17 protein-coding genes are annotated in these 24,536 nt (G+C 56.4%); 5 read left to right on the top strand and 12 right to left on the bottom strand.

Features of this window, described 5'->3' with window-relative positions:
* Positions 1–45: 45 nt before the first annotated feature.
* Complete coding sequence (gene guaB, locus ACQ3G7_RS00370) at positions 46–1,512, bottom strand: IMP dehydrogenase (RefSeq protein ID WP_263099803.1); 1,467 nt, start codon at positions 1,510–1,512, stop codon at positions 46–48.
* A gap of 159 nt (positions 1,513–1,671) precedes the next feature.
* On the opposite strand from guaB, the gene xseA reads away from it, so the two are divergent.
* The 3 genes from xseA to ACQ3G7_RS00355 all read left to right on the top strand — a co-directional run bounded on the left by xseA (position 1,672) and on the right by ACQ3G7_RS00355 (position 4,483).
* Positions 1,672–3,045: an exodeoxyribonuclease VII large subunit gene (gene xseA, locus ACQ3G7_RS00365; protein WP_430888438.1), complete on the top strand. Its 1,374-nt coding sequence runs from the start codon at positions 1,672–1,674 to the stop codon at positions 3,043–3,045.
* 71 nt (positions 3,046–3,116) lie between these two features.
* Positions 3,117–4,142 (top strand): M4 family metallopeptidase, encoded by a 1,026-nt coding sequence (locus ACQ3G7_RS00360; protein ID WP_430888437.1) that lies wholly within the window; start codon positions 3,117–3,119, stop codon positions 4,140–4,142.
* Positions 4,142–4,483 carry a protealysin inhibitor emfourin gene (locus tag ACQ3G7_RS00355; protein ID WP_430888881.1) on the top strand — a complete coding sequence of 114 codons (342 nt, stop codon included), beginning with the start codon at positions 4,142–4,144 and terminating at the stop codon, positions 4,481–4,483. The genes ACQ3G7_RS00360 and ACQ3G7_RS00355 overlap by 1 nt, the downstream gene beginning before the upstream one ends.
* Here ACQ3G7_RS00355 and ACQ3G7_RS00350 read toward each other — a convergent pair.
* The 11 genes from ACQ3G7_RS00350 to ACQ3G7_RS00300 form a co-directional block, all read right to left on the bottom strand.
* Complete coding sequence (locus ACQ3G7_RS00350; RefSeq protein WP_430888436.1) at positions 4,480–4,695, bottom strand: zinc ribbon domain-containing protein; 216 nt, start codon at positions 4,693–4,695, stop codon at positions 4,480–4,482. The genes ACQ3G7_RS00355 and ACQ3G7_RS00350 overlap by 4 nt on opposite strands.
* 84 nt (positions 4,696–4,779) lie before the next feature.
* Positions 4,780–6,255, bottom strand: a complete 1,476-nt coding sequence (gene der / locus ACQ3G7_RS00345; protein WP_430888435.1) for a ribosome biogenesis GTPase Der — start codon at positions 6,253–6,255, stop codon at positions 4,780–4,782.
* A gap of 120 nt (positions 6,256–6,375) precedes the next feature.
* Entirely contained in the window at positions 6,376–7,554 is a 1,179-nt protein-coding gene (gene bamB / locus ACQ3G7_RS00340) for an outer membrane protein assembly factor BamB (protein ID WP_430888434.1), read from the bottom strand.
* A 10-nt stretch (positions 7,555–7,564) separates the two neighbouring features.
* Entirely contained in the window at positions 7,565–8,185 is a 621-nt protein-coding gene (locus ACQ3G7_RS00335) for a YfgM family protein (protein WP_430888433.1), read from the bottom strand.
* 36 nt (positions 8,186–8,221) lie between these two features.
* The gene (gene hisS, locus ACQ3G7_RS00330; protein ID WP_430888432.1) at positions 8,222–9,496 is read right to left on the bottom strand and encodes a histidine--tRNA ligase; all 1,275 of its coding nucleotides are present in this window, start codon (positions 9,494–9,496) and stop codon (positions 8,222–8,224) included.
* 95 nt (positions 9,497–9,591) lie between these two features.
* Complete coding sequence (gene ispG, locus ACQ3G7_RS00325) at positions 9,592–10,710, bottom strand: flavodoxin-dependent (E)-4-hydroxy-3-methylbut-2-enyl-diphosphate synthase (RefSeq protein WP_263099795.1); 1,119 nt, start codon at positions 10,708–10,710, stop codon at positions 9,592–9,594.
* Between the two features lie 26 nt (positions 10,711–10,736).
* A complete protein-coding gene (gene rodZ / locus ACQ3G7_RS00320; RefSeq protein WP_430888431.1) occupies positions 10,737–11,729 on the bottom strand; it encodes a cytoskeleton protein RodZ in 993 nt (330 codons plus the stop codon).
* Positions 11,730–12,020: 291 nt separating this feature from the next.
* Positions 12,021–13,187, bottom strand: coding sequence for a dual-specificity RNA methyltransferase RlmN (gene rlmN, locus ACQ3G7_RS00315; RefSeq protein ID WP_263099793.1), 1,167 nt, complete (start codon positions 13,185–13,187; stop codon positions 12,021–12,023).
* Positions 13,188–13,369: 182 nt separating this feature from the next.
* Positions 13,370–13,801 (bottom strand): nucleoside-diphosphate kinase, encoded by a 432-nt coding sequence (gene ndk / locus ACQ3G7_RS00310; protein ID WP_263099792.1) that lies wholly within the window; start codon positions 13,799–13,801, stop codon positions 13,370–13,372.
* A gap of 161 nt (positions 13,802–13,962) precedes the next feature.
* On the bottom strand, positions 13,963–16,287 hold the full coding sequence (gene pbpC / locus ACQ3G7_RS00305) for a peptidoglycan glycosyltransferase PbpC (RefSeq protein ID WP_430888430.1): 2,325 nt from the start codon (positions 16,285–16,287) through the stop codon (positions 13,963–13,965).
* A 1-nt stretch (position 16,288) separates the two neighbouring features.
* Positions 16,289–21,244, bottom strand: a complete 4,956-nt coding sequence (locus ACQ3G7_RS00300; protein WP_430888429.1) for an alpha-2-macroglobulin family protein — start codon at positions 21,242–21,244, stop codon at positions 16,289–16,291.
* 282 nt (positions 21,245–21,526) lie between these two features.
* Between ACQ3G7_RS00300 and ACQ3G7_RS00295 the strand changes: the two genes are divergently transcribed.
* On the top strand, positions 21,527–23,071 hold the full coding sequence (locus ACQ3G7_RS00295; RefSeq protein ID WP_430888428.1) for a PTS transporter subunit EIIC: 1,545 nt from the start codon (positions 21,527–21,529) through the stop codon (positions 23,069–23,071).
* A gap of 12 nt (positions 23,072–23,083) precedes the next feature.
* Positions 23,084–24,451, top strand: a complete 1,368-nt coding sequence (locus ACQ3G7_RS00290; RefSeq protein WP_430888427.1) for a 6-phospho-alpha-glucosidase — start codon at positions 23,084–23,086, stop codon at positions 24,449–24,451.
* The last annotated feature ends 85 nt before the right edge of the window (positions 24,452–24,536 follow it).

Here is a 24,536-nt window from a genome sequence, read left to right as displayed (position 1 = left end):
GAGGCAAGTTACGAAAGCGCCCGGTAAAACCGGGCGCGAAAATCATTAAGAACCCATACGGTAGTTCGGGGATTCCTTGGTGATGGTCACGTCGTGAACGTGACTTTCCTGGATGCCCGCACCGCTGATGCGCACAAATTCCGCTTTGGTGCGCAGGGCGTCGATAGTACCACAGCCGGTCAGACCCATACAGGAACGCAGGCCGCCCATCTGCTGGTGAATGATCTCTTTCAGGCGGCCTTTATAGGCAACGCGGCCTTCAATGCCTTCCGGTACCAGTTTGTCGGCAGCGTTATCGCTCTGGAAGTAGCGGTCGGAAGAACCTTTGGACATCGCGCCCAGAGAGCCCATACCACGGTAAGATTTGTAAGAGCGGCCCTGGTAGAGTTCGATTTCGCCCGGGGATTCTTCAGTACCCGCCAGCATGGAGCCAACCATCACGGCTGCTGCGCCAGCAGCAATTGCTTTGGCGATGTCGCCAGAGAAGCGGATACCGCCGTCAGCGATAACCGGAATGCCGGTGCCTTCCAGCGCTTCCACCGCGTCGGAAACCGCGGTGATCTGCGGAACGCCCACGCCAGTCACGATACGGGTGGTACAGATGGAGCCTGGGCCGATACCGACTTTCACCGCGCTCACGCCCGCGTCCGCCAGCGCACGTGCGCCTGCGCCGGTTGCAACGTTACCGCCAATGATTTGCAGGTCCGGGTATTTAGCACGGGTTTCGCGAATGCGCTGCAACACACCTTCGGAGTGGCCATGAGAGGAGTCGATCAGCAGTACGTCAACGCCTGCGGCAACCAGCGCATCCACGCGCTCTTCGTTGCCTGCGCCTGCACCAACTGCCGCGCCAACGCGCAGGCGACCCTGCTCATCTTTACAGGCGTTCGGTTTACGTTCTGCTTTCTGGAAGTCTTTCACGGTGATCATGCCGCGCAGGTGGAAACTGTCGTCCACAACCAGCGCTTTCTCAACGCGTTTTTCGTGCATTTTAGCGAACACGACTTCGCGGGATTCCCCTTCGCGAACGGTCACCAGGCGCTCTTTCGGCGTCATATAAACGCTGACTGGCTGAGTCAGGTCGGTCACGAAACGCACATCACGGCCGGTGATGATGCCAACCAGTTCGTTGTCGCCGTTGACAACCGGGTAACCGGCAAAGCCGTTACGTTCGGTCAGCTCTTTGACTTCGCGCAGGGTGGTGGTCGGCAGTACGGTCTGTGGATCTTTAACCACGCCGGATTCATGTTTTTTCACGCGGCGAACTTCTTCCGCCTGACGCTCAATCGACATGTTTTTGTGAATAAAGCCAATGCCGCCTTCCTGTGCCAGGGCGATTGCCAGGCGCGCTTCAGTCACGGTATCCATCGCCGCAGAGAGCATAGGAATGTTCAGGCGAATGGTTTTGGTGAGCTGCGTGCTCAAGTCGGCAGTATTCGGCAGAACGGTGGAATGAGCGGGAACGAGGAGGACGTCGTCAAACGTCAGTGCTTCTTTAGCAATACGTAGCATGGGCAATATCTCTGACCTGGGGGGTTAAATATTGCCGTGGCATTATACAGAGCGTAACCGATTGCATCCACACTTTTTTAAGAAAAATACTTGCTATCCCCTCGTATCGGGTTACTATCGACTGAATAACCTGCTGATTTAGAATTTGATCTGGCTCACATGTCATCGTTCCAATCCCCTTCCATTTATACCGTCAGCCGCCTCAATCAGTCGGTGCGCTTACTGCTGGAACGCGAACTTGGCCAGGTGTGGATCAGCGGCGAAATCTCCAACTTTACCCAGCCCTCTTCCGGTCACTGGTACTTCACCTTAAAAGACGACACCGCCCAGGTGCGCTGCGCGATGTTCCGCAACAGCAACCGCCGGGTCACCTTCCGCCCGCAGCACGGTCAGCAAGTGCTGGTGCGCGCCAATATCACGCTGTATGAACCACGCGGTGAATACCAGGTCGTGGTCGAAAGCATGCAACCGGCGGGCGAAGGTTTACTGCAACAGAAATACGAGCAGCTTAAAGCGAAGCTCGCTGCCGAAGGGCTGTTTGATCAGCAGTTTAAACACCCGCTCCCCTCGCCTGCGCACTGTGTTGGCGTCATCACCTCGAAAACCGGCGCTGCGCTGCACGATATTCTGCATGTGCTGAAACGCCGCGATCCGTCGCTGCCAGTGGTGATTTACCCGACGGCAGTCCAGGGTGAAGACGCCCCGGCACAGATTGTGCGTGCCATCGAACTGGCGAATGCGCGCCAGGAGTGCGATGTGCTGATTGTCGGGCGCGGCGGCGGTTCGCTGGAAGATTTGTGGAGCTTTAACGACGAACGCGTGGCGCGGGCGATTTTTGCAAGCACCATTCCGGTGGTTAGCGCCGTCGGGCATGAGACCGATGTGACGATTGCCGATTTTGTCGCAGACCTGCGAGCACCAACGCCGTCTGCGGCAGCAGAAATCGTCAGCCGTAATCAACTGGAACTGCTGCGCCAGGTGCAGGCGATGCAGCAGCGTCTCGAAATGGCGATGGATTATTACCTGGCAGGCCGCAACCGCCGCTTTGCTCAACTGAATCATCGCCTGCAACAGCAGCACCCGCAATTGAGGCTGGCTCGTCAGCAAACCGTGCTGGAACGTTTGCAACAGCGCATGCACAACGCGCTGGATACCCAATTAAAGCGCGCATCGTTACGCCAGCAGCGCGTGATGCAGCGTCTGAGCCAGCAAAACCCGCAGCCGCGTATTCACCGGGCGCAAACCCGCGTGCAGCAGTTGGAGTATCGTCTCAGCCAGACCATTCGCGACCGCTTAAGTCACACACGTGAACGCTTTGGTACCACAATCACCCACCTGGAAGCGGTCAGCCCGCTGGCGACACTGGCGCGTGGCTACAGCGTGACCACCGCGACGGATGGCAAAGTGCTGAAACAGACTAAACAGGTGAAAGCAGGCGATAAGCTGACCACGCGGCTGAACGATGGCTGGGTAGAAAGTGAAGTCAGCGCCGTCAAGCCCGTAAAAAAACCGCGCCAGCGTAAATCCTCCTAATTTGTCCGCCCCCCGGATCCTGCGGTCCTATACTTTTCGTTGTTCTTTTTTGTTTTATCAAGGAGATCAACATGCATTCATATCGCCCGTACAGCGTTATCCCGCCCTATATCCTTCGCCGCATTATCGATAATGGTTCCGAGCTGCAACAGCGTTGCGCCCGCCAGACCTTAACGCACGTGCAAACGCTAATGGCGCACAGCCACGGTAAAGTGGATGCGCCGCTGGTGACCTCGCCCGGTGAACTGGTGCGCGATATTTACGACGCCAAACAAAAAGAGACCCTGCCCGGTGAACAGGTGCGCTACGAAGGTCAGCCGTCGAACGGTGATGTCGCGGTGAATGAAGCTTACGACTACCTTGGCGTCACGCACGATTTCTTCTGGCAGATTTACCAGCGCAACTCGCTGGATAACCAGGGGATGATCCTCAGTGGCACCGTGCATTACGGCAAAGAGTATCAAAACGCCTTCTGGAACGGTCAGCAGATGGTCTTTGGCGATGGCGACGGTGAGATTTTTAACCGCTTTACGATAGCCATTGATGTGGTGGCGCACGAACTCAGCCACGGCGTCACAGAAACAGAAGCGAACTTAATCTACTTTGAACAAGCGGGCGCACTGAATGAGTCGCTATCGGATGTTTTTGGATCGCTGGTGAAGCAGTATCACAAACAACAAACCGCCGCCGAAGCAGACTGGATTATTGGCGAAGGTTTGCTGGCAAAAGGCATTCACGGCCGCGGGCTACGTTCGATGTCTGAGCCTGGCACCGCCTATGATGACCCGTTATTGGGTAAAGATCCGCAGCCCGCGCATATGAAGGACTATGTCAAAACCCGGGAAGATAATGGCGGCGTACATCTGAACTCAGGTATTCCTAACCGCGCGTTTTACCTGGCGGCGACCGCCGTTGGTGGACATGCCTGGAAGCAAACAGGGTACGCCTGGTACGATACCGTCTGCGATAAGTCACTGGCGCAAGACGCGGATTTCGCCGCCTTTGCGAAACTCACCATCAAACACGGCGAAAAACGCTCCGGCAAAAAGGTGTCGGCGGCCATTGAGCGGGCGTGGAAAGATGTCGGAGTATTATGATGAACGAACCGGAATTAACCGACGATGCGGTGGTGGAGTTAGCCCGTGAAGGCGGGCTGGCTTTTATGCCAGCGCTGAGCGGCAAACGGCGGATAGTCCTTGCCCGGCTCAGCGCCGAGCAGCGCCAGCGCCTGGTTGAGATCCTTCATCAGGCGTTGCCGCTCGGGCAACCGCCCGGGCAGCCAGACTCACCAGGACGCGGCGATCAGCGCTTTTACCGTGTGCAGATAACCTGGGCCTCACAGCCGACAGATGTGCTGTTGCTGATCCCGGAAAGCAAAGCACCACCCTCGTTTGTCGAGCTGTGGCGCGAAGGTGAAGCGTGTATCTGCAAGTCTTAACGCAGGGTAAATTCAACGCGTTTTTTGGAAATCAGCCCGTGGCCGTGCTGGCAGAAGAAGTCCACCGCGCCACAGGCTTTTAACACCTCCAGAGGCTGGTGGCACTCCGGGCAGTTGGCCTGTACGTCAATGTCTGTATCGCAGCCGTGGCAGTGGGCATGCGTTCCTACCAGTTCCAGCGGGTTGTGGCAGGTCGGGCATTTTAAATCCATAACGTGCTCCTTAATGTTTCGCTGGGCTTATCATACACCGCCGCAGACAAAAAACCCGCCAACCGGCGGGTTTTGAGCGAATGGTTACTTACCTTTCTTAATGTGCTTAATCAGGCGCTTACGTTTACGCATCTGGTTTGGCGTCAGGGTGTTGCGCTTCTCTGCAAACGGGTTTTCCCCTTCCTTGAACTGAATACGGATCGGCGTACCCATCACATCCAGCGATTTACGGAAGTAGTTCATCAGATAGCGTTTGTAGGAATCAGGCAAGTCTTTCACCTGGTTACCGTGGATCACCACAATCGGCGGGTTATAACCCCCGGCGTGCGCGTATTTCAGCTTCACGCGGCGACCGCGCACCAGCGGCGGCTGATGATCTTCCGATGCCATGGTCATAATGCGGGTCAGCATCGCGGTGCTAACGCGGCGGGTAGAGCTGTCGTAGGCTTCGCGAACCGACTCAAACAGGTTACCAACGCCACTGCCGTGCAACGCAGAGATAAAGTGCACGCGGGCAAAATCGATAAAGCCGAGGCGGTAATCCAGCGTCTCTTTAACCTGCTCTTTCACTTCCTGGGTCAGGCCATCCCACTTGTTGACCACAATCACCAGCGAGCGACCACTGTTGAGGATAAAGCCCAGCAGCGACAGATCCTGATCGGAGATGCCTTCGCGGGCATCAATCACTAGCAGCACCACGTTAGCATCTTCGATTGCCTGCAACGTTTTGATAACGGAGAACTTCTCCACCACATCGGTGATTTTGCCGCGCTTACGCACGCCCGCCGTATCGATAAGTACGTACTCACGTTCATCGCGCTGCATCGGAATGTAGATACTGTCACGCGTGGTGCCCGGCATGTCGTACACCACCACGCGGTCTTCACCAAGAATACGGTTAGTGAGTGTGGACTTACCGACGTTCGGACGACCGACAATAGCCAGCTTGATCGGCAGATCCTGCGGGTTAAAATCGTCTTCCGGCTCTTCTTCTTCGCCGTTTTCGTTGGCTTCGAACTGCGCCCAGTACTCCGCGTCTTCGTCCACCTCTTCCGGCGGGTTCAGCTCGTCCATCCACGGCATCAGCACGTGTTCCAGCAGGCTGGTCACGCCGCGCCCGTGCGACGCGGCAATCGCGTAAATTTCACCAAGACCCAGCGAGTAGAAATCTGCCGTTGCCTGATCCGGATCCAGACCATCGGTTTTGTTCGCCACGAGGAAGGTCGGTTTTTCACGCGCACGCAAATGCTTCGCAATGGCAGAGTCTGCAGGCATCAGGCCTGCGCGCGCATCCACCATAAACAGCACCACATCAGCTTCTTCAATCGCCAGCAGCGACTGTTCCGCCATGCGGGTTTCGACACCATCTTCCGTGCCGTCGATACCGCCGGTATCGATGCAGATAAATTCACGGCCTTCCACTTCAGCACGACCGTACTTACGGTCACGAGTCAGACCCGGGAAATCCGCTACCAGCGCATCACGGGTGCGTGTTAAACGGTTAAATAGCGTGGATTTTCCAACGTTAGGGCGCCCGACAAGCGCGACCACAGGTACCATGTTTGAAGCCTCATTACAGAAAATTCATTAGCAAAACGGTGCGATTTACGCAGCGTTTTAAAAACAGGAAAACGGCCCCTGCAACAGGAGCCGTCTTCGGGAACGACAACCTCAGCGCGATTAACGCGTGATGGCGTACAGCGTACCGTCTTTTGCCTGGATCAGCAGTTTGCCATCGGCAACGACCGGCTCGGTCAGGAAACCAGAGCTGTCGACTTTCTGCTGCGCCACAAAACGGCCGTCCTCGACATTAATCCAGTGCACATAGCCTTCGCTATCGCCTGTCACAATATAACCATTATACAACGCCGGAGCGGTAAGGTTACGGTGCAACAGGTCGCTTTGTGTCCACAGGGTCACGCCACCGTCAGTGGTGAGCGCCAGAATGCGGTCATTCTGATCGATAAGATAGATACGATTGCCATCGACGATAAAGTCGCTGACGGAACCCAGCTCACGCTTCCACATGATCTGACCGCTGCGCAGATCCAGCGCCGTCATGTTGCCATTGTAGGCCAGCGCGTACACCACGCCATTGACCACGACCGGCGTGGTATCCACATCGCTCAGACGATCGATTTCCGTCGGTCCGTTTGCCTGGGAGATGCGCTGCTGCCAAATCAACTGGCCTTGCTGCATCAACACCGCACTCACGCGACCGTTGTCACCGCCAACAATGGCAGCGCCAAAAGCAGCAGTCGGTGCAGACTCACCGCGCAGGGAGAGCGCAGGCATATCCAGGTTAACGGTCCATTTCACTGCACCGTCAGTTTCATTCAGTGCCTGCAATTGGCCGTTGCTGGTATGGATCAGTACCAGACCGTCGCTGACTACCGGGCGAGACAGCGCCTCACCGGCCACTTTCGTTTGCCAGGCTGCGGAACCATCGCTGGTGTTCAGGGCATAAACGCGGGCTTTTTCGCTGCCGACGTACACATGACCACCGGAAACGGTCACGCCGCCGGAAAGCTGTGCAGCGCGGGTAGAGAACCAGCCATCTTTTTCGGCCAGATTCACGGACCAGACTTCACGACCATCTTCGGCATGCAGGGCTTTCACCACACCATGGCGATCGGCGGCATACACCACGCCATCCGCAAAGGCCGGATGCAGGTTGGAATAGAAGTCGCCGATACCGTTGCCAACGGAAGTGCTCCACGCCGTTGACGGCGTAAACTGGTTTTCAACAACCGGCAGCGGGGACATTTTGACAACATCTTCTTCGCCGTTGAACAGGGAACAGCCGCTCAATAACGTAACGGAAAGCAGTCCAGGCAGAAGTAATTTACGCAATTGCATCGGGTCCCTCTTAGATGGACAAATTATTAATTTTCATTTGCATCATTTCACTCAACGCAGGAGAAGCATTGTTTTTAATGCCGTTTTCCCATGCGGTGCGCGCGCCTTGTTTGTCGCCTTTGCTCAGCAGTGCCTCGCCACGCAAATCAGCCACGATAGCCGACCAGCTGTCGCCTTTGACGGCATCCAGCGTTTTCAGCGCCACATCTTGCTGCTTCAGTTGTACCTGAACACGGGCCAGACGCACGTTGATCATCGATTTCAGATTCTCATCACTGGTTGCCGCAAGCCCTTGTTGCAACTGGGCGGCGGCTTTATCCAGCTCGTTTTTCTCAACATACTGCTGTGCAAGTTCCAGCGAAGCCAACGCACCGTAGGTGTTTTTGTTGTCAGCAGCGAACTTCTCCGCCGCTACGAACGATTCCGGTTTGCCAGCCTGAAGCGCGGAAACCGCGGTTTCATAAGCTTGCGATGAGGCTTTTGCTGTATCAGCCTGATGACTGGTCCAGTAACGCCAGCCAACCAGCGTACCGATACCTAAAACAACGCCAACAGCCAGCGCTTTGCCGTTCTCGGCAAAGAAGCGCTTAATCGCGTCTACCTGGTCGTTTTCGTTTTCGTAAATTTCCACGCAGTCCTTCTCCTTAACGATAATTCACCGGGGAGATTAGCCCAGTAGTGTGCGCAAATGCGCCGCAACGCTGTCCTGCGTTACCGTACTCTGCTCACCAGAGCGTAAATCCTTCACCACAACATTACCGTCGGCGATTTCAGATTCACCGAGCACCAGTGCGACGCGAGCGCCCCACTTATCTGCACGTGCGAATTGCTTTTTGAAATTGCCGCCGCCGTGGTTCATCATCAGCCGTACGCCAGGTAACGCATCACGCACCTGTTCACCCAACTGCATTGCAGCGGATTGCGTATTGGCGCCAGACGCCACCAGGTATATATCGACAACGGATTCTGCTTTAAATTCCGGATTAACTGCCTGAACTAACAAAACAAGTCGTTCGAGGCCCATTGCGAAGCCTACCGCAGGGGTCGCACGCCCACCCAGTTGCTCGACCAGACCGTCATAACGACCACCGGCACACACGGTGCCCTGCGCGCCCAGACTGGTGGTGACCCACTCAAACACGGTGCGGTTGTAGTAGTCCAGACCGCGCACCAGGCGCTGGTTCACGGTGTAGGCAATGCCTGCCGCATCCAGAAACGCGCAAAGACCCGCGAAGTGTTCGCGGGACTCGTTATCCAGGTAATCACCCAGTTTCGGCGCATCGTTCAGCAGCGTCTGGATGTCCTGATTTTTGGTGTCCAGCACGCGCAGCGGGTTGGTGTACATGCGACGCAGGCAATCTTCGTCGAGCTTATCTTTATGCTGTTCCAGGAACGCCACCAGCGCATCACGGTAGGTCGCACGCGCCTCCAGCGAACCGATGGAGTTAAGTTCAAGCGCAACGTGGGAAGCAATACCCAGTTCACGCCACCAGCGGGCGGTTAGCATAATCAGCTCGGCGTCGATATCCGGCCCTTGCAGACCAAACACTTCGACACCCAGTTGATGGAACTGGCGGTAGCGCCCTTTCTGCGGACGTTCGTAGCGGAACATCGGCCCGACGTACCACAAGCGCTGTTCCTGATTGTACAGAAGACCATGCTCGATGCCGGCGCGTACACAGCCCGCCGTACCTTCGGGACGCAGTGTCAGGCTATCGCCGTTGCGATCGTCAAAGGTGTACATCTCTTTTTCAACCACGTCGGTCACTTCGCCGATCGCGCGTTTGAATAACGGGGTCTGCTCTACAATCGGCAAACGGATTTCACTGTAACCGTAGCTGCCGAGCACGTTTTTTAAGGTGCCTTCAATGCGCTGCCAGATGGCGGTCTCGCCAGGCAGATAATCGTTCATGCCGCGAATGGCTTGAATATTCTTTGCCACGTTTATTCTCTTTATGAATACAAAAAATGAACCCTCAGGGCCGGAGCGCCTGGCGGGTTCATCATACACGGGAAGCCAGCCGCTTCCCAGTCACGTTATTTTTCTACCTGTTGCACGTCGATACGGCGCGCTTCATCCAGAATCGACGCTTTCGCGCGAATGCGGGCTTCAAGCTGGCTGATCATGTCGCTGTTATCAAGGCGATCTTTGCGCACACCGTCTTCATACAGGCCGCTCTTCTTGTTGCCGCCTGTCACGCCCAGCGTAGAGACCAGCGCTTCGCCCGGACCGTTCACCACACAGCCAATAATAGAAACATCCATTGGCGTGATGATATCTTCCAGGCGTTGCTCCAGCGCGTTAACCGTACCGATAACATCGAACTCCTGACGGGAACAGGTCGGACAAGCGATAAAGTTAATACCGCGGGAGCGGATGCGCAGCGATTTCAGGATATCGAAACCGACTTTGATCTCTTCTACCGGATCGGCCGCCAGTGAAATACGCAGCGTGTCGCCAATGCCCTCAGACAGTAGCAGACCAAGTCCAATTGCCGACTTCACCGCGCCCGCGCGTGCGCCACCGGCTTCGGTGATGCCCAGATGCAGCGGCTGTTCGATCTGCTTAGCAAGCAGGCGATAAGACTCAACAGCGAGGAACACATCAGAGGCTTTGACGCTGACTTTGAACTGATCAAAGTTCAGGCGATCGAGATGATCCACATGGCGCATGGCAGATTCGAGCAGCGCCTGCGGCGTCGGTTCGCCGTATTTTTCCTGCAGATCTTTTTCCAGCGATCCGGCGTTAACGCCGATGCGGATAGGGATGTTTTTGTCACGCGCGCAATCAACAACGGTGCGAATACGCTCTTCGTTGCCGATGTTGCCGGGGTTGATACGCAGGCAATCCACTCCGTATTCCGCCACTTTCAGCGCAATACGGTAGTCAAAATGAATATCCGCTACCAGCGGAACGCTCACCTGCTGTTTGATCAGTTTAAACGCTTCCGCCGCATCCATCGTCGGGACGGAAACGCGGACGATATCCGCGCCGACGCGCTCAAGAGCTTTGATTTGGTTAACTGTGGCTTCAACATCCGTGGTGCGGGTGTTTGTCATTGACTGCACGGCGATAGGAGCCCCATCGCCGATTGGCACATTACCAACGTAAATCCGTTTCGATTTCCGACGCTGAATCGGAGCCTGGTTATGCATGAAAAATCTCCCGCGTTGCCCGTCTGTTACTGTACTGCTGATTGTTCGGCATTGAGGGTAAGACGCGCAACCTGGTTAGTTCTGATAAAACGACTCAGATCGACAGGTTTACCCTGATACTGGATCTGAACAGCTGATGGCGCGCCGATTTTCAGTTTATACGGCGCCTGGCCCGCCAGATTCAACGTCGCGTCTTTACGCTGCATGCCGCTGAACAGTTTTTTGCCCGTCGCGTCGCTCACTTCCAGCCAGCAATCAGCGTTAAAGGTCATCGCCAGACCATTACTGTTGGCAACCGCGCCAGCAACGCCCGCCTGATCGGTCGGCAGTTGCCCATTGTTCGCCATTGTCGCAGGAACAGAATCAACGTTAGCCTGAGACGGCGGTACCACGGCATTCTGGTTAGCCGTGTTTGCCGGAGCTTGCTGTGCAACAGCCGGAGCCTGAGCTGTTGTGGTTGGCGCGGGCTGTTCAACTGGCGTAGAGGAGTTATCTACCGGCGCGGAGGAGGCGTCGGTATTCAGTGGAACACTCTGCTCATTGCTGTTGTTGGCATTGAGTTCAGCAGAAGATTGATCGGCCATGGTGCTGATCTCTTCCTGCTGCGCTTTATGGTTTTGCCACCACCAGGCACCCGTCAGGCCAATAACCACAAACAGCACCAGCCAGGTAAAGCTCATCAGCCAGCCGTCGCGTTTCTTACGCGGTTTGCCCAAAGCGAACGTCTGCATCGGAGCTACTTTCGCAGCTCTGACCGGCGCTTGCTTTTCAATCATCGGCAGTAATTCTTCTTCCGGGATGTGCACTAAGCGGGCATAAGAGCGGATATAACCACGCACAAAGGTAGAAGCCAGATCGGCAGGGGATCTGTCTTCTTCGATATCGCGTACCGTGGAAACCTTCAGGCACAAGCGCTCTGCAACCGCTTGTTGGCTGAGTCCAAGTTGTTCACGGGCGCTGCGCAGACGTACGCCAGTGGTTTGTGCTTCATTTTGGTCGTGAGTGGCTTCAGTATTCATTCGCTACAACTACTGGTACGTGAAATTAAACATTCAGGCGCGCGTGACCGCAATGCCCACACGCGCCGCGAAAAAACCGGGTCAATTAAGACTGGACCCATAGTATAAGACTGTCAGGCTTTGCATAACAGAACAGCTTTCAGCACTTTTTGCTAAGCCGTTGTTCCATCACTACATACTGCCTCAAAGTCAGGAGAAACGCACCGTAATTATTGATGACCTGCATACGTACAGGCCAAATATTCGTCGTTTTTAGAAAATGCAGCACATTCTTCGTGCTGCGTTTTCACATTACAGTGACTTCACCGCAATCGGTTCGCCTTGCATACGCTTACGCAGGGTACGTTTGGTCCGGTCGATCACATCGCCCGCCAGCTGACCGCAAGCGGCATCGATATCGTCGCCGCGAGTTTTACGTACAATTGTAGTAAAACCATAGCTCATCAGCACCTTACAGAAGCGATCGATACGGCTGTTAGAACTGCGGCCATACGGTGCGCCCGGGAACGGGTTCCAGGGGATCAGGTTGATCTTGCACGGTGTATCTTTCAGCAACTCCGCCAGTTGGTGCGCATGCTCAGTGCCGTCATTCACATGATCGAGCATGACGTACTCAATAGTCACGCGCCCCTGGTTGGCGTTGGATTTTTCCAGGTAGCGGCGCACCGCCGCGAGGAAGGTTTCGATATTGTACTTTTTGTTGATCGGTACAATTTCGTCACGAATTTCATCGTTCGGCGCATGCAGGGAAATCGCCAGTGCGACGTCGATCATGTCGCCCAGTTTATCCAGCGCCGGAACCACGCCAGAAGTAGAGAGCGTCACGCGGCGTTTGGACAGACCAAAGCCGAAATCATCCAGCATGATTTCCATCGCCGGAACGACGTTGGTCAGGTTCAGCAGCGGCTCGCCCATGCCCATCATCACCACGTTGGTGATAGGACGGTTGCCGGTGACTCTTGCCGCACCAATGATTTTCGCCGCACGCCACACCTGGCCGATGATTTCGGAAACGCGCAGGTTGCGGTTAAAGCCCTGCTGTGCGGTTGAGCAGAATTTACACTCCAGCGCACAACCGACCTGTGAAGAGACGCATAAGGTGGCGCGATCCTCTTCCGGGATATAAACGGTTTCGACGCGCTGATCGCCTACCGCAATCGCCCATTTGATGGTGCCGTCGGAAGAGCGTTGCTCTTCAACAACTTCCGGCGCGCGGATCTCGGCGACTTCTTTTAACTTGCCGCGCAGGACTTTGTTGATGTCGGTCATTTCATCAAAGTCATCGCTGCAATAGTGATACATCCACTTCATGACCTGATCGGCACGGAAGGGTTTCTCACCTAAGTTTTTGAAAAACTCGCGCATCTGCTGACGGTTTAAATCCAGCAGGTTAATTTTTGCATCTTTATTGGGGATCGTGAGAGCGTCGTTCTCAGGTATGACAATTTGTTCAGACATAATTTATTCCGGCCTCGTTATTACACGTTATGGCCCCTGGAGGGTTAAAAAGAAGCGCCCCAGGTAAGCGTCTGCTCATCCTGGGGCGCAGCATTGTACAAATTCTGACGCACAGATACCACGTTTGCACGCGGCATTTCACAAATTAAAGTGTAAAACTCGTTACACAGCTTAACGGGTGATTAGCGGGTGCGCGGGCACACTTCGCCTTCAGCGAAGAAGTAAGCGATTTCGCGGGCAGCAGATTCAAGGGAATCAGAGCCGTGGGTACCGTTTTCAGTGAAGCTGTCAGCGTAGTCAGCACGCAGCGTGCCCGCCAGTGCGTTCGCCGGATTGGTTGCGCCCAGCAGGTCACGGTGACGCTGTACCGCGTTTTCGCCTTCCAGAACAGAGACCACAATCGGGCCGGAAGTCATGAACTCAACCAGACCGTCAAAGAATGGGCGACCTTCGTGCTCAGCGTAAAAACCGCGAGCCTGTTCAACGGTCAGATGCAGCATTTTGGTGCCGACAATTTTGAATCCTGCCGCTTCAAAGCGAGAGAAGATGCCGCCAATAACGTTTTTTGCCACCGCGTTTGGTTTGATGATGGAAAAAGTACGTTCAATAGCCATGATTACCTCTGTAAGTTGTTCTGTTGTCGTACATACATATGAGTATGACCTGGCGCGGATTATAAAGAGCAACGGGGGCGTTGCCTATGGATTAAGGTAACATTTTTTTAAAATAAGACGAGTTTCAGCAACACCTTTCACTAAACTCACTATTTAACAGATTATTGCACAGTAAACTGCACCGCAGCGACCTGCCCCGCGTCATCCATAACCAATAACTGATACTCACCGGTCTTATCAAGTTTCAGGCTCAATAAATTCTCGTGCGGCGACAGGGGTTCACCATTCAGAAACCACCAGCGCCCCCCTTCCCCGCCGCTGCTTTGCACCGGCAGCAGCACAAAAGCTTGCCCCGGAATACGCTTAATCACCGCGCCATCACGCACGCCACTGAGCAGTAGCGGCGGCGGCGCATTGTCATTACGCGGCGGGCAGTGCTTATCTGCCGGGGGTAAACGCGCCGCCCGCCGTTCTCCCGGCGGTAGCCAGGGCTCCAGCGGCAACGGCCAGACAATCCAGGTTTTCTGCTGCGCATCCGGGCAGTCTGCCGCAACGCGTCGGCCTTCACGGTTTAACCACAGCGGGAAATTGATGCCGTGCATCCCTTCCTGCTCTGGCATCAGCAAGGTGGGGGGCTGACTGTCCTCCAGCAACCAGGTTGCCAGACGGCGACGGCAATTGCTGTCTCCCTCCGGCAAACTTTGCCCGCCAGGCCAGCAAATCACGCCCTGACTGACCGATTGCGGGCGTGGATCGCGCGGCAATTTCCCCTGCTCAAGCGCCGAACGCGCCTGCAGCAGGTTGTTCACCTGGTTAAGCAGCGGTACGGCGCTGGCAAAACCGAACTGCCCGGCGACCGGCGTGCCATCCGGCCTGCCGGTCCAGATCCCGATCACGTAGCGGGCATTGACACCGATAGCCCAGGCATCACGGTAGCCATAACTGGTGCCCGTCTTCCAGGCCAGCGGCGCGACCTGCGGCAATACGGCGTCCGGCATCGGTTGCGCTTCCCCGGCCAGAATACGGCGGATGATCCACGCCGCGCCCGGCGACATTAACCGTCGTTCCACCAGCGGCGCATCCGGCGTCAGGCGCAGTTGCCCGGCTTTACCACCGCGGGCAAAGGTACTGTAAGCGGCAGCAATATCTTCCAGCCGCGCCCCAGCGCCGCCGAGGATCAGCGACAGATTGGGTTCAGCCCCGGCCGGTAAGCTCAGCGGCAATCCGGCATTACGCAGATTACCGGCAAACTTTTTCGGCCCGTAGGCTTCCAGCACCTGCACCGCCGGTAAATTCAGCGAACGCACCAGCGCTTCGCTCATGCTGACAGGGCCGTGAAAACCACTGTCAAAGTTGCCGGGACGATAATCCCCGACTCGCCGCGGCACATCCTGCAGTAACGACGCCGGGTGGATTAATCCTTCATCCAGCGCCATACCGTAGATAAACGGCTTCAGCACCGATCCTGGCGAACGCACCGCGCTGACCATATCCACATGGCTGAAACGACTGTCATCATTGATGTCTACCGAGCCAACCCAGCCGCGCACCTTCATATCAGTATGATCAACCACGATCATCGCCAGCGAACTGCGCAGCGGCAGACGCGTTTTGACGCTCAGCGCCAGCTCTTCAAGCTGCCGTTGCAAAGTGGCGTCCAGCGTGGTGGTGATTTTTAACGCCCGGCTTTCGCCAAGCATACGTCTGGCAAACAGCGGCGCCAGTTGCGGCATTTGCCGGGGTGCCAGCCAGACCGGTTCCTGCCGCGACTCTTTCACCTGCGCCGCAGGCCATACTTGCTGTGACGCCATGCGCTCAAGCACTTTGTCGCGCGCCGCCTGCGCCCGTTCCGGCCAGCGGTCAGGGCGCAGACGACTTGGCGCTTGCGGCAGGACAGCCAGCAACGCGGCTTCGGCATAACTGAGTTTTGCAGGTGGTTTGCCCAGGTAAGCCCAGCTTGCCGCCCCCACGCCCTGCAACGTGCCGCCAAAGGGCGCACGGTTCAGGTAGAGCGTGAGAATGTCGCGTTTGGAAAGGTGCCACTCCAGTTGCAGCGCACGCCAGAGTTGGCGCACTTTGCCACCGAAAGTCCGTGGGTGAGGATCAAGCAGGCGAGCGACCTGCATAGTGAGTGTACTGCCGCCCGACACCACGCGCCCGGAGCTGAGATCCTGCCAGGCTGCACGGAGAATGGAAAACGGGTTCACGCCGGGATGATCCCAGAACCAGCGATCTTCATACTGGATCAGCGCCTGCAAGTAACGCGGCGAAACCTCTTCGATGGTCACCGGATAGCGCCAGATACCGTCAGCATCGGCAAAACGCCATAGCGGTGTGCCATCTTCCGCCACCACCACGCGCGCGGGATCCACCTCGCTGAGCGGTAATGGCCAGATGTTATCCGCAGCGATCACCGCCAGCACCAATAACAGGGGCGCACCCACCAGCCAGCGCCAGCGGGTGCGCATCAGACGCACAATCTTCACGTTACGGCACGATAGTCAGCGAGCCGCTGGTCGCGCCTGTCGCCCGCCACTGCGGTACGTACATGGATTCCACCTGCGGCGCAGGAATCTGGTAATGACCCGGCGTCACCGCCCGCGCCAGATAGACCAGCGTAACGGGTTGACCTTCGCTTACCGGAACCGCCGCCACAAAGCGATCGTCGCGGAACTCCATATGCTGGATATCCGCCTGCTGCATACGGTTTAGCAGTTCCTGCACTTCACTGCCGCTGTCCTGCAAGCTGGCGCTGCTGCTGGCCAGATTCTGGTTTTCCAGCTCCAGCCCGGCAGGCAGTAAATCCACCACCAGCGCATCCGGTACGTTCTGGCTGGCGCTCACTTCCAGCCATACCAGCACCAAATCGCCGCTTTTCAGCGATGAGAGGGACTTGCTACGACCATCAGTACCCAGAATGTTGCGTTCAATACGCAGCACATTGGCGGAAGGCGTCGGCGCATGATCCGGGTAACCGCTGCTGTCCAGGCGTAACCATAACGGGGTTGAGCCGCTGTTGGTTACCTGCAGTGAAGCCAGTTGATCGGCATCCAGGTTACGGCTCTGCGCATTATCGCCACCCAATGCAGCGGCATCGAGCGAGGTTTGCGCCTGCCAGCTACCGGATGCGTTTTGCAGGTTACGCCCGGCCAAAAACAGCGCGTTACTCTCTTGAGTCGATAACCAGCGCTGACCGTACGCTTGTTCAGACAAGGTGGTCAGCAGGCGCGTTTGCACTTGCGGCAGCAGGTTGTTGTCCTGCAACAGCGCCAGCATCAGCGCGTTATCACGCAGATCGCTGCCGTAATCCGCCAGCCAGCGGTTGTTCTGCACCCGTGACGTTTTCAGCGCCAGGTTGATCGCCTGTTCGCTGCGTTGCGCATCGCCCATCAGTTTTAACGCCACACCCAGTTGCATCAACGGCAGCGCCGCTTTGGCCTGCTCATGGCGCTGCCAGACATCACGCAGTGCGCCCAGCGGGGCTTTTTGCTGACGTGCCAGCACCAGCGCAGCATAGCTTTGTACGGCAAACCTGGTGGCGGGTAGATCGTCGCTATAACGGATCGCCATCGTCGCCGGATCCTGCAGGTAGCGCAGCAAGCGATTGTTGGCATTATTCAGCGCATTTGTCGGTACGCTGTAACCCTGAGCGGAGGCGCTGACCAGGAAGTCAGTGACGTAGGCAGTTAACCAGTACTCTTCTGAACCGCTCTTATCCCACAGCGAGAAACCACCGTCGTCACGCTGCATTTGCAACAACCGGGAGATACCCAGATCCACCGCAGCACGGCGCTGCTCGTCGCTCTCACCTTTAATGCCCAGCGCTTTAAGCTGTGCGGCGTTGGTGTACAGCGACGGGAACAGGCCGCTGGCGGTTTGTTCCAGGCACCCGTACGGATAGGCTTTCAGTTCCTGAATATAGCGCGCAAGGTTCAACGGGGGTTTGCCGCTGAACAGTACACGCCCTTGCAGCGTTGCCGGGGAAATTCCGGCAAGGTGCTGCGCAGGGACATGCCAGCTCTCACCGGGGTTCAGCATCGCGCCGCTGTTGACGGTCTGCGCAGCAAATGCCGGACGCACGCCAAGTTTCCACTGTTTCTGCTGCGGCGCAAACGTTTCGCCTGGCAGCGTCAGCCCGCTGATTTGCGCGCTGATTTCACCCTCGCCAAAACCGTCCAGCGCACGCACCGGAATAAACAACGTCTTACGCTGCCCGGCAGCCAGTTTTACCGCTTCAGGCTGACCACTTTCCAACGCCAGCAATCCACTCGCTGCCAGCGCCACATTCAGGGTTTGCGGCTGATCGGTAAGGTTAGTGACGTCCAGAGTCAGGCGGGAAGTGTCGCCGCTACCAAGGAAGCGCGGCATATTCATGTCGGCAATCACCGGGGCCGCAACAATCACTTTACCTTCGCTGCTGCCAAAATCTTCCGCCGTCCAGGCTTGCGCCATCACGCGCAGTTCACCGTTGAAATCACCAATTGGCAGCGTCACCGTGCCTTCACCGTGCTCATCCAGCGTGACCGGCTGCGCCTGCTGGGCAATAATGGTGACATGGTTGACCGGCGGTTTACCGCCACGGTTCATTTCATCGCCGTCACCACCGAAACGCAGCGCAGCAAGACGCCCCTGTCCTTCAATTACCTGGCCGTAGATATCGTAAATATCCGCACCGTAGCGTTTTTGGCCGAAGAAGCCCTGCCACGGATCTGGCGTCACGTAATCCGTAATGTTAAGCACACCGCTGTCTACTGCGGAAAGCAACACATTGATCTGTTTAGGCGTTTCGCCATTTTTCACTGCCGCCTTCACTTTCACCGTTAACGGCTGGTTCGGGCGCATTTTTTGCGGGGTATTCAGCGTGACATCAAGACGGCGGTTTTCATCCCCCATCGGCAGATGCAGCAGACCGACGGCGCGTTTCGGCGTCGCGGACTTCGACTTGTCGCCAGGGCGAACCACCAGCGTGCTGATGTACAGATCGTGGCGCTGCCATTTCTGATCGACAGGAATAGAGAGCTCGAGGCCGTCTGCCGGCACATCAATTTCCTGCCACCACAGCGGGCCTTCGGCCGACTCGATCATCGCATAACCTTTGCCCGCAGCAGGCGCAGTCACGTGCAGCTTGACGGTATCGCCCGGTTTGTAGGCCGGTTTATCCAGTTTCATGGTGACGCGATCAGGGCGAACAGCGCCCGCACCGTCGCTGTTATCCTGCCAGCTGTAACCGGCCCAGAAACGCACGCTGCTGAGGGTATCGTCCGGCCCTTTCACCTCCAGACGATAGGCGCCCCACTCCACCGGGAAGGTCACTTTACCGGTTTCATTCGCCGCCAGGTTGAGGCTCTGCTCGCCTTCAACCAAATCTTTCTGATTGAACTGCGACTGCCAGCCCTCGCTTTCTGACCAGTTCCAGAAGTAATCGCGACGTTCGCGGATCAACCGCACCTGCAAATCACTGACTGCTATTTTCTTGCCCTCGGCATCGGCATAGACGATGTCGAACGCCGCGTTGCTGTCTTCATCCACAATCGGCTGGTTGACGGTGGTGTCGGTGCGATAGTCATAGACCGCTTTTGAAGCAAACTGCGGGCGGATACCCGGCAGCGCCTGTGCAGGCCAGATGGCTTGCTGCGCGCGGCGGGTAACCGGGCGACCGCCCGACTCCAGCAGGCTGGCCTGCAAAATGACTTCTAACGGCGAGTGACTCTCTTGCCACTGGCTGGCGGTGGTGACTTCGCCATGACCGTTGTCATCCAGCGTCAGGTGCACCTCATCCAGACTGCGGCTGAGGTTTTCTTCCGCGATGTCGCCAAACTGGAACCCTGGCAACGCCTGGACGGCTTCGCGCAGCGGGCGTAAATAGAGCTGCCCTTGCAACGTGTTGCCGCTGGCGGGCGCACCATAGAGATAGTGACCGTTCACGTTAAACACCACGTCATCCGCTGGTGCAACCGGCGATGTCTGCGGAGTGATATTCAGCGCCATGCGCTCCGGCATAAAGTCTTCAACATGGAAGCCCCACTCGCGCGGCTGGTTGTCACCGGTATTGGCACGGATATGCCACATCCCGGTTTGCGCGCTGGCTTCCAGCGGGTAGGTAAAATGATACAGCCCGTTCTGCGGCTGGCTGACCACCGTACGGATCACCTGCCCGTCCGGTTTCACGACGTCCAGTTTCACCGGTTGCGCGGTCAACGGCTTACCGTCGCTGTCGCGCAGCAGACCGTTGAGGATCACGGTTTCCCCCGGACGATAGAGATCGCGCGGGCCAAACATAAAGAACTGTTTGCTGTAGCCCGGATCGCCGGTAATGGCGAATTCCGCCAGATCCAGCGCCGGTAATTTCAGATCCAGCAGCGTGGTTTCACCGTCTTTACGCGCCAGGATCAGCGCCGCTTCTTTGTCGGTGGTTAACGTTGCGTGACCGTCTTTGTCACTGGTGGCCTGCGCCAGCGTTTGCCCGTTCTCATTGAGCAGCATCACCTCGATGCCGGAGAGCGCCGCGCCGTTTTCCAGCCCCTGGGTAAAGATATCCAGACGGTTATGGTAACGGTGCGCAGACAGACCAATATTGCTGAGTGTGAACAGGGTAGCGGCATTGCTGTAGTTGTAATGCCCGGCCTGATTCATTACGGCGACGTAGACCCCGGTTTGTTGCAATGGCTGAATGCTGCTGAGCGGCAACAGTAACTTCTCACGGGTATTGCGCGCCGGGTTGAGGTCAAAACGGCCGGTATACACCAGGTCGGCCATTTTCAGTAACGTGTCCGACTCCCAGTTTGACAGGGCGTTACGGTATTCCCACTGGCTGATAAACGCCGCCAGCGACTCCGGTTTCACGCGGTAGAAATTCACGTCGACGTTATCGACGTTCAGCGTCATCACCGGCAGTCCTTCCACCACTTTGCCCGGCAGCAGCGAACCGCGGCTGGCAAAGCCGACGCTGGGCTGCACGTCGCGGGTGGTAATGGCTTTTTCGTAATCAATGCCGAACGTGGCTTTGTTCAGCGCCGTTAGCCCGCGATCCACCGACACCAGCAGTTCGCGGTTCGGCTCCAGATGGCGCAAGCGCAGCTCTTTCAGATTCGGCGCCAGTTCCCAGGCACCATCGACTTTGCCGCTCTTCTTGTCCACCAGGTGGACGGTCGAGGCAAAATCCTGATCGGGGTTAAGCGGAACGGAGAAGGTCAGCACCAGCGTGGCGGCACCGTCCAGTTGCACTTCAGAGGCATCCAGCAGCGTGAGCGGCTTACCTTCGCTACGCGCGGCAAGCTGCGCCAGTTTCTCTTTACTTTGCGCGGGGGCTGCCTGGCTTTGCTGCGGCGCGGATGCCGCAGCAGGCGAGCTGGCTGCCTGCGGTTTATCGTTGTTATCACAGCCGACTAACGTAAACGTAGTGAACAGCGCGACGGTCAGCGCCGCAATGCGTAGCGGTTTCATTCTTTATCCCTGGCCTGTACAGCCTGTTGAACATTGCCAGACATTATTATTCGCAACGACAGGAATTACAAAATGTGTCTTTGGTTCTGGAAAGCGCTTCGCAAAGTCTCGTCACGTTTTTCCGCACGCCCTGTTACGCGGATCACAGTGCGAAACGTAACATGTTACGTTTCATGTCATTTGTTTTTAAAACAATGAGATAGATGGAAAAGCAACGCAGAGTGCTGCTACCGTTAAGCTGTCTGTGCACCTTTGTGCGCGGTTCTAATCAGAGAGAACATTATGTCCAGAGCCGTGAATGCCCTACAAAATTTTGGTAAGTCCCTCTTTGGTCCGGTGCTCATTTTGCCGATTGTCGGCTTATTTATTGCCTGCGGAAATATCTTCGGCAATGGCAACCTGGCCGAGTATCTGCCCTTTCTTGGCCACACTATTATTCAACAAATCGGTCAGTTGATTGCCAAATCCGCTGTATCGGTATTGGCTAACCTTGCCCTGGTCTTCGCGGTCGGCATTCCGGTGGGTCTTGCCTCGCGGGATAAAGGCTATGCGGCGCTGATTGGTCTGGTGACCTTTATCGTTTTTATTAACGCCATGAATGTCATGCTGCAATTTCAGGGGGCGCTGGCGCCTGCTGCGCAGATGAAAGCCGCAGGCCAGGGCATGGTGTTAGGCGTGCAGGTACTGGAGATGGGCGTCTTCGCCGGGATCCTCACCGGTGCGCTGTCAGGTTATCTGTACGATAAATATTCCGGTGTACAGTTTTCCGGGGCGATGGCTATCTACTCGGGTCACTGCTTCGTCGCCATTATCATGCTACCGGTGGCGATGGTGTTGGGTGTGGTCATGAGCGAACTGTGGCCTTTCGCCCAGCATGGCATCAGCGCCCTGGCGATGGCGATCAAAGGCGCGGGGCCGTTCGGCGTTGCGGTCTACGGTTTCCTTGAGCGCATTCTGGTGCCGACCGGGCTGCACCATCTGGTCTATACGCCCTTTTTGTACACCGAACTCGGCGGTACGGCGGATATTTGCGGTACGACTTATCAGGGTGCACGTAACATCTACTTTGCCGAAATAGCCTGCCCGAGCGTGACGCAACTCAGCAGCACCGTCGTCTGGGATGCGCGCGGCATCAGTAAAATGTTCGGTCTGCCCGCCGCCGCGCTGGCGATGTATGTGACAGCGAAACCCGAGCGCAAAGCTGCGGCCAAAGCGATCCTGATCCCTGCTGCGCTCACCTCATTTTTGGTCGGCGTCACCGAGCCTATCGAGTTTGCTTTCCTGTTTGTCGCCCCGCTGCTGTTTGTGGTGCATGCCGTGCTCACCGGTATCGGCATGATGTTGTTCTCACTGCTTGGCGTTCATGCCATTGGCGCGAACGGCATTATCGATTTTGTGCTCTACAACCTGCCCCTCGGCACCGAAAAGTCCAACTGGCCGATTTACATCCTCGTTGGGCTCATTATGTTCGCCCTCTACTTCTTTATCTTCCGCTTCCTGATTTTGCACTTCCGCATGAAGACACCCGGCCGTGAAGATGATGAGCAGGAGACGCGTCTGTACAGCAAGCAGGAGTATCAGGCAAAAGGCAGTAATGCTGGCGTAGGCGCAGCGATTATCGAAGGTCTGGGCGGGCGCGCCAATATTGACGTGGTGGACAACTGCTACACCCGCCTGCGCGTGACGGTGATCGATGTGGCGGCGATTGATGAACCGCAACTGAAAGCAACCGGTGCAAAAGGCGTAATCAAACAAGGTAATAACGTTCAGGTGGTCTACGGGCTGCATGTCAAAAAAATGCGAGAAGCCGTTGAGATGTTTCTCTGAAGGAGTCCAGAAATGGTTAAACCCCCGTTTATTTTATCCATCGCCGGTGGCGGCAGCACCTATACCCCCGGCATCGTGAAAAGCCTGATGGTCAGACTGGAGGCGTTCCCGCTGGCGGAAATTCGCCTGTATGACATTGATGAAGCGCGGCAGAACACCATTGCGCCTGTGGTGGAGAAAGTGATCCGCGACCACAGCCAGAGCATCAAATTTACCGTGACCAGCAATGCCGAAACGGCGCTCAGCGGCGCACATTTTGTTTTTGCTCAGATGCGCGTCGGTCAGTACAAAATGCGCGAGCAGGATGAGAAAATTCCCTTGCGCCATGGTGTGGTGGGTCAGGAGACCTGCGGTCCTGGCGGGCTGGCCTACGGGTTACGCACTATTCTGCCAATGGTAGAGCTGATCGATCTGGTGGAGCGTTACGCCGATAAAAAAGCCTGGATCGTCAATTATTCCAATCCGGCGGCCATCGTGGCCGAAGGCGTACGCCGTTTGCGCCCGAAGGCGCGGGTACTCAATATCTGCGATATGCCCGTGGCGGCGATGCGCAATATGGGCGCTATCCTCGGCGTGGATCGCCATAAACTGGAGGTCGATTACTTTGGCCTGAACCACTTTGGCTGGTTTACCCAGGTGCGCGTAGATGGCGAGGATTGCCTGCCGGCGTTGCGCGAGCATATTGCCCGTTTTGGTCTGCTGACTGAAGATGCCGCCCAAACGGACCCGCAGCATGCCGATCCGTCATGGGTGAAAACCTGGCGCAATATCAAACCGATCATGGATCACTTTCCGGAATATCTGCCAAACCCCTATTTGCAGTACTACCTGATGCCAAACGAGATCGTCGCCCATCAGGATCCCGACTACACCCGCGCCAATGAAGTGATGGACGGGCGCGAGAAAAAACTGTTTGCCGCCGCCCAGGAGTATAAGCGCAGCGGGATCCTGCCGGATGCCTTCCACGTGGGCGTGCATGGCGCGTTTATTGTTGATGTTGCCTGTTCACTGGCGTTTGACCTGCGTCAGCGCCATCTGGTGATTGTGGAAAACAAAGGCGCGATTGCCAATTTGCCGTACGATGCGATGGTCGAAGTGCCTGCCTATATTACCAGCGAAGGCCCGGAGCCGGTGCGTATGGGGGCGGTGCCTTTATTCCACCAGACCCTGCTGATGCAGCAACTGGCCTCTGAACAACTGCTGGTCGAAGCCACCATTGAAGGCAGTTACGAAAAAGCGTTGCAGGCCTTTACGCTGAACAAAACCGTGCCCACCATGCAGCATGCGAAAGCGATCCTTGATGAGATGATTGAAGCGAACCGGGATTACTGGCCTGCGCTGCAAAAAGCCTGGGAAAACGGCAAAGCCATACAAAAATAACGAGGTTGCTCGCGACATGAGCGAAGGTGGCTTGTCGGGTCAGGAAAAAACGTGAACAATTCAGGTTACTGTTGATGACACGGAG

Origin of the sequence: Kosakonia sp. N21, from assembly GCF_050587465.1 — a bacterium.
Lineage (GTDB): Bacteria > Pseudomonadota > Gammaproteobacteria > Enterobacterales > Enterobacteriaceae.
This window is presented reverse-complemented; position numbering and strand designations above follow the sequence as displayed.

Bases quoted from the DNA above. Each gene is read 5' to 3' on its own strand.
- bamB (WP_430888434.1), bottom strand. From the start codon at position 7,554: ATGCAATTGCGTAAATTACTTCTGCCTGGACTGCTTTCCGTTACGTTA.
- ACQ3G7_RS00290 (WP_430888427.1), top strand. From the start codon at position 23,084: ATGGTTAAACCCCCGTTTATTTTATCCATCGCCGGTGGCGGCAGCACC.
- ispG (WP_263099795.1), bottom strand. From the start codon at position 10,710: ATGCATAACCAGGCTCCGATTCAGCGTCGGAAATCGAAACGGATTTAC.
- rodZ (WP_430888431.1), bottom strand. From the start codon at position 11,729: ATGAATACTGAAGCCACTCACGACCAAAATGAAGCACAAACCACTGGC.
- der (WP_430888435.1), bottom strand. From the start codon at position 6,255: ATGGTACCTGTGGTCGCGCTTGTCGGGCGCCCTAACGTTGGAAAATCC.
- rlmN (WP_263099793.1), bottom strand. From the start codon at position 13,187: ATGTCTGAACAAATTGTCATACCTGAGAACGACGCTCTCACGATCCCC.
- ACQ3G7_RS00295 (WP_430888428.1), top strand. From the start codon at position 21,527: ATGTCCAGAGCCGTGAATGCCCTACAAAATTTTGGTAAGTCCCTCTTT.
- ACQ3G7_RS00350 (WP_430888436.1), bottom strand. From the start codon at position 4,695: ATGGATTTAAAATGCCCGACCTGCCACAACCCGCTGGAACTGGTAGGA.
- guaB (WP_263099803.1), bottom strand. From the start codon at position 1,512: ATGCTACGTATTGCTAAAGAAGCACTGACGTTTGACGACGTCCTCCTC.
- ACQ3G7_RS00355 (WP_430888881.1), top strand. From the start codon at position 4,142: ATGAACGAACCGGAATTAACCGACGATGCGGTGGTGGAGTTAGCCCGT.
- ACQ3G7_RS00360 (WP_430888437.1), top strand. From the start codon at position 3,117: ATGCATTCATATCGCCCGTACAGCGTTATCCCGCCCTATATCCTTCGC.
- ndk (WP_263099792.1), bottom strand. From the start codon at position 13,801: ATGGCTATTGAACGTACTTTTTCCATCATCAAACCAAACGCGGTGGCA.
- ACQ3G7_RS00300 (WP_430888429.1), bottom strand. From the start codon at position 21,244: ATGAAACCGCTACGCATTGCGGCGCTGACCGTCGCGCTGTTCACTACG.
- xseA (WP_430888438.1), top strand. From the start codon at position 1,672: ATGTCATCGTTCCAATCCCCTTCCATTTATACCGTCAGCCGCCTCAAT.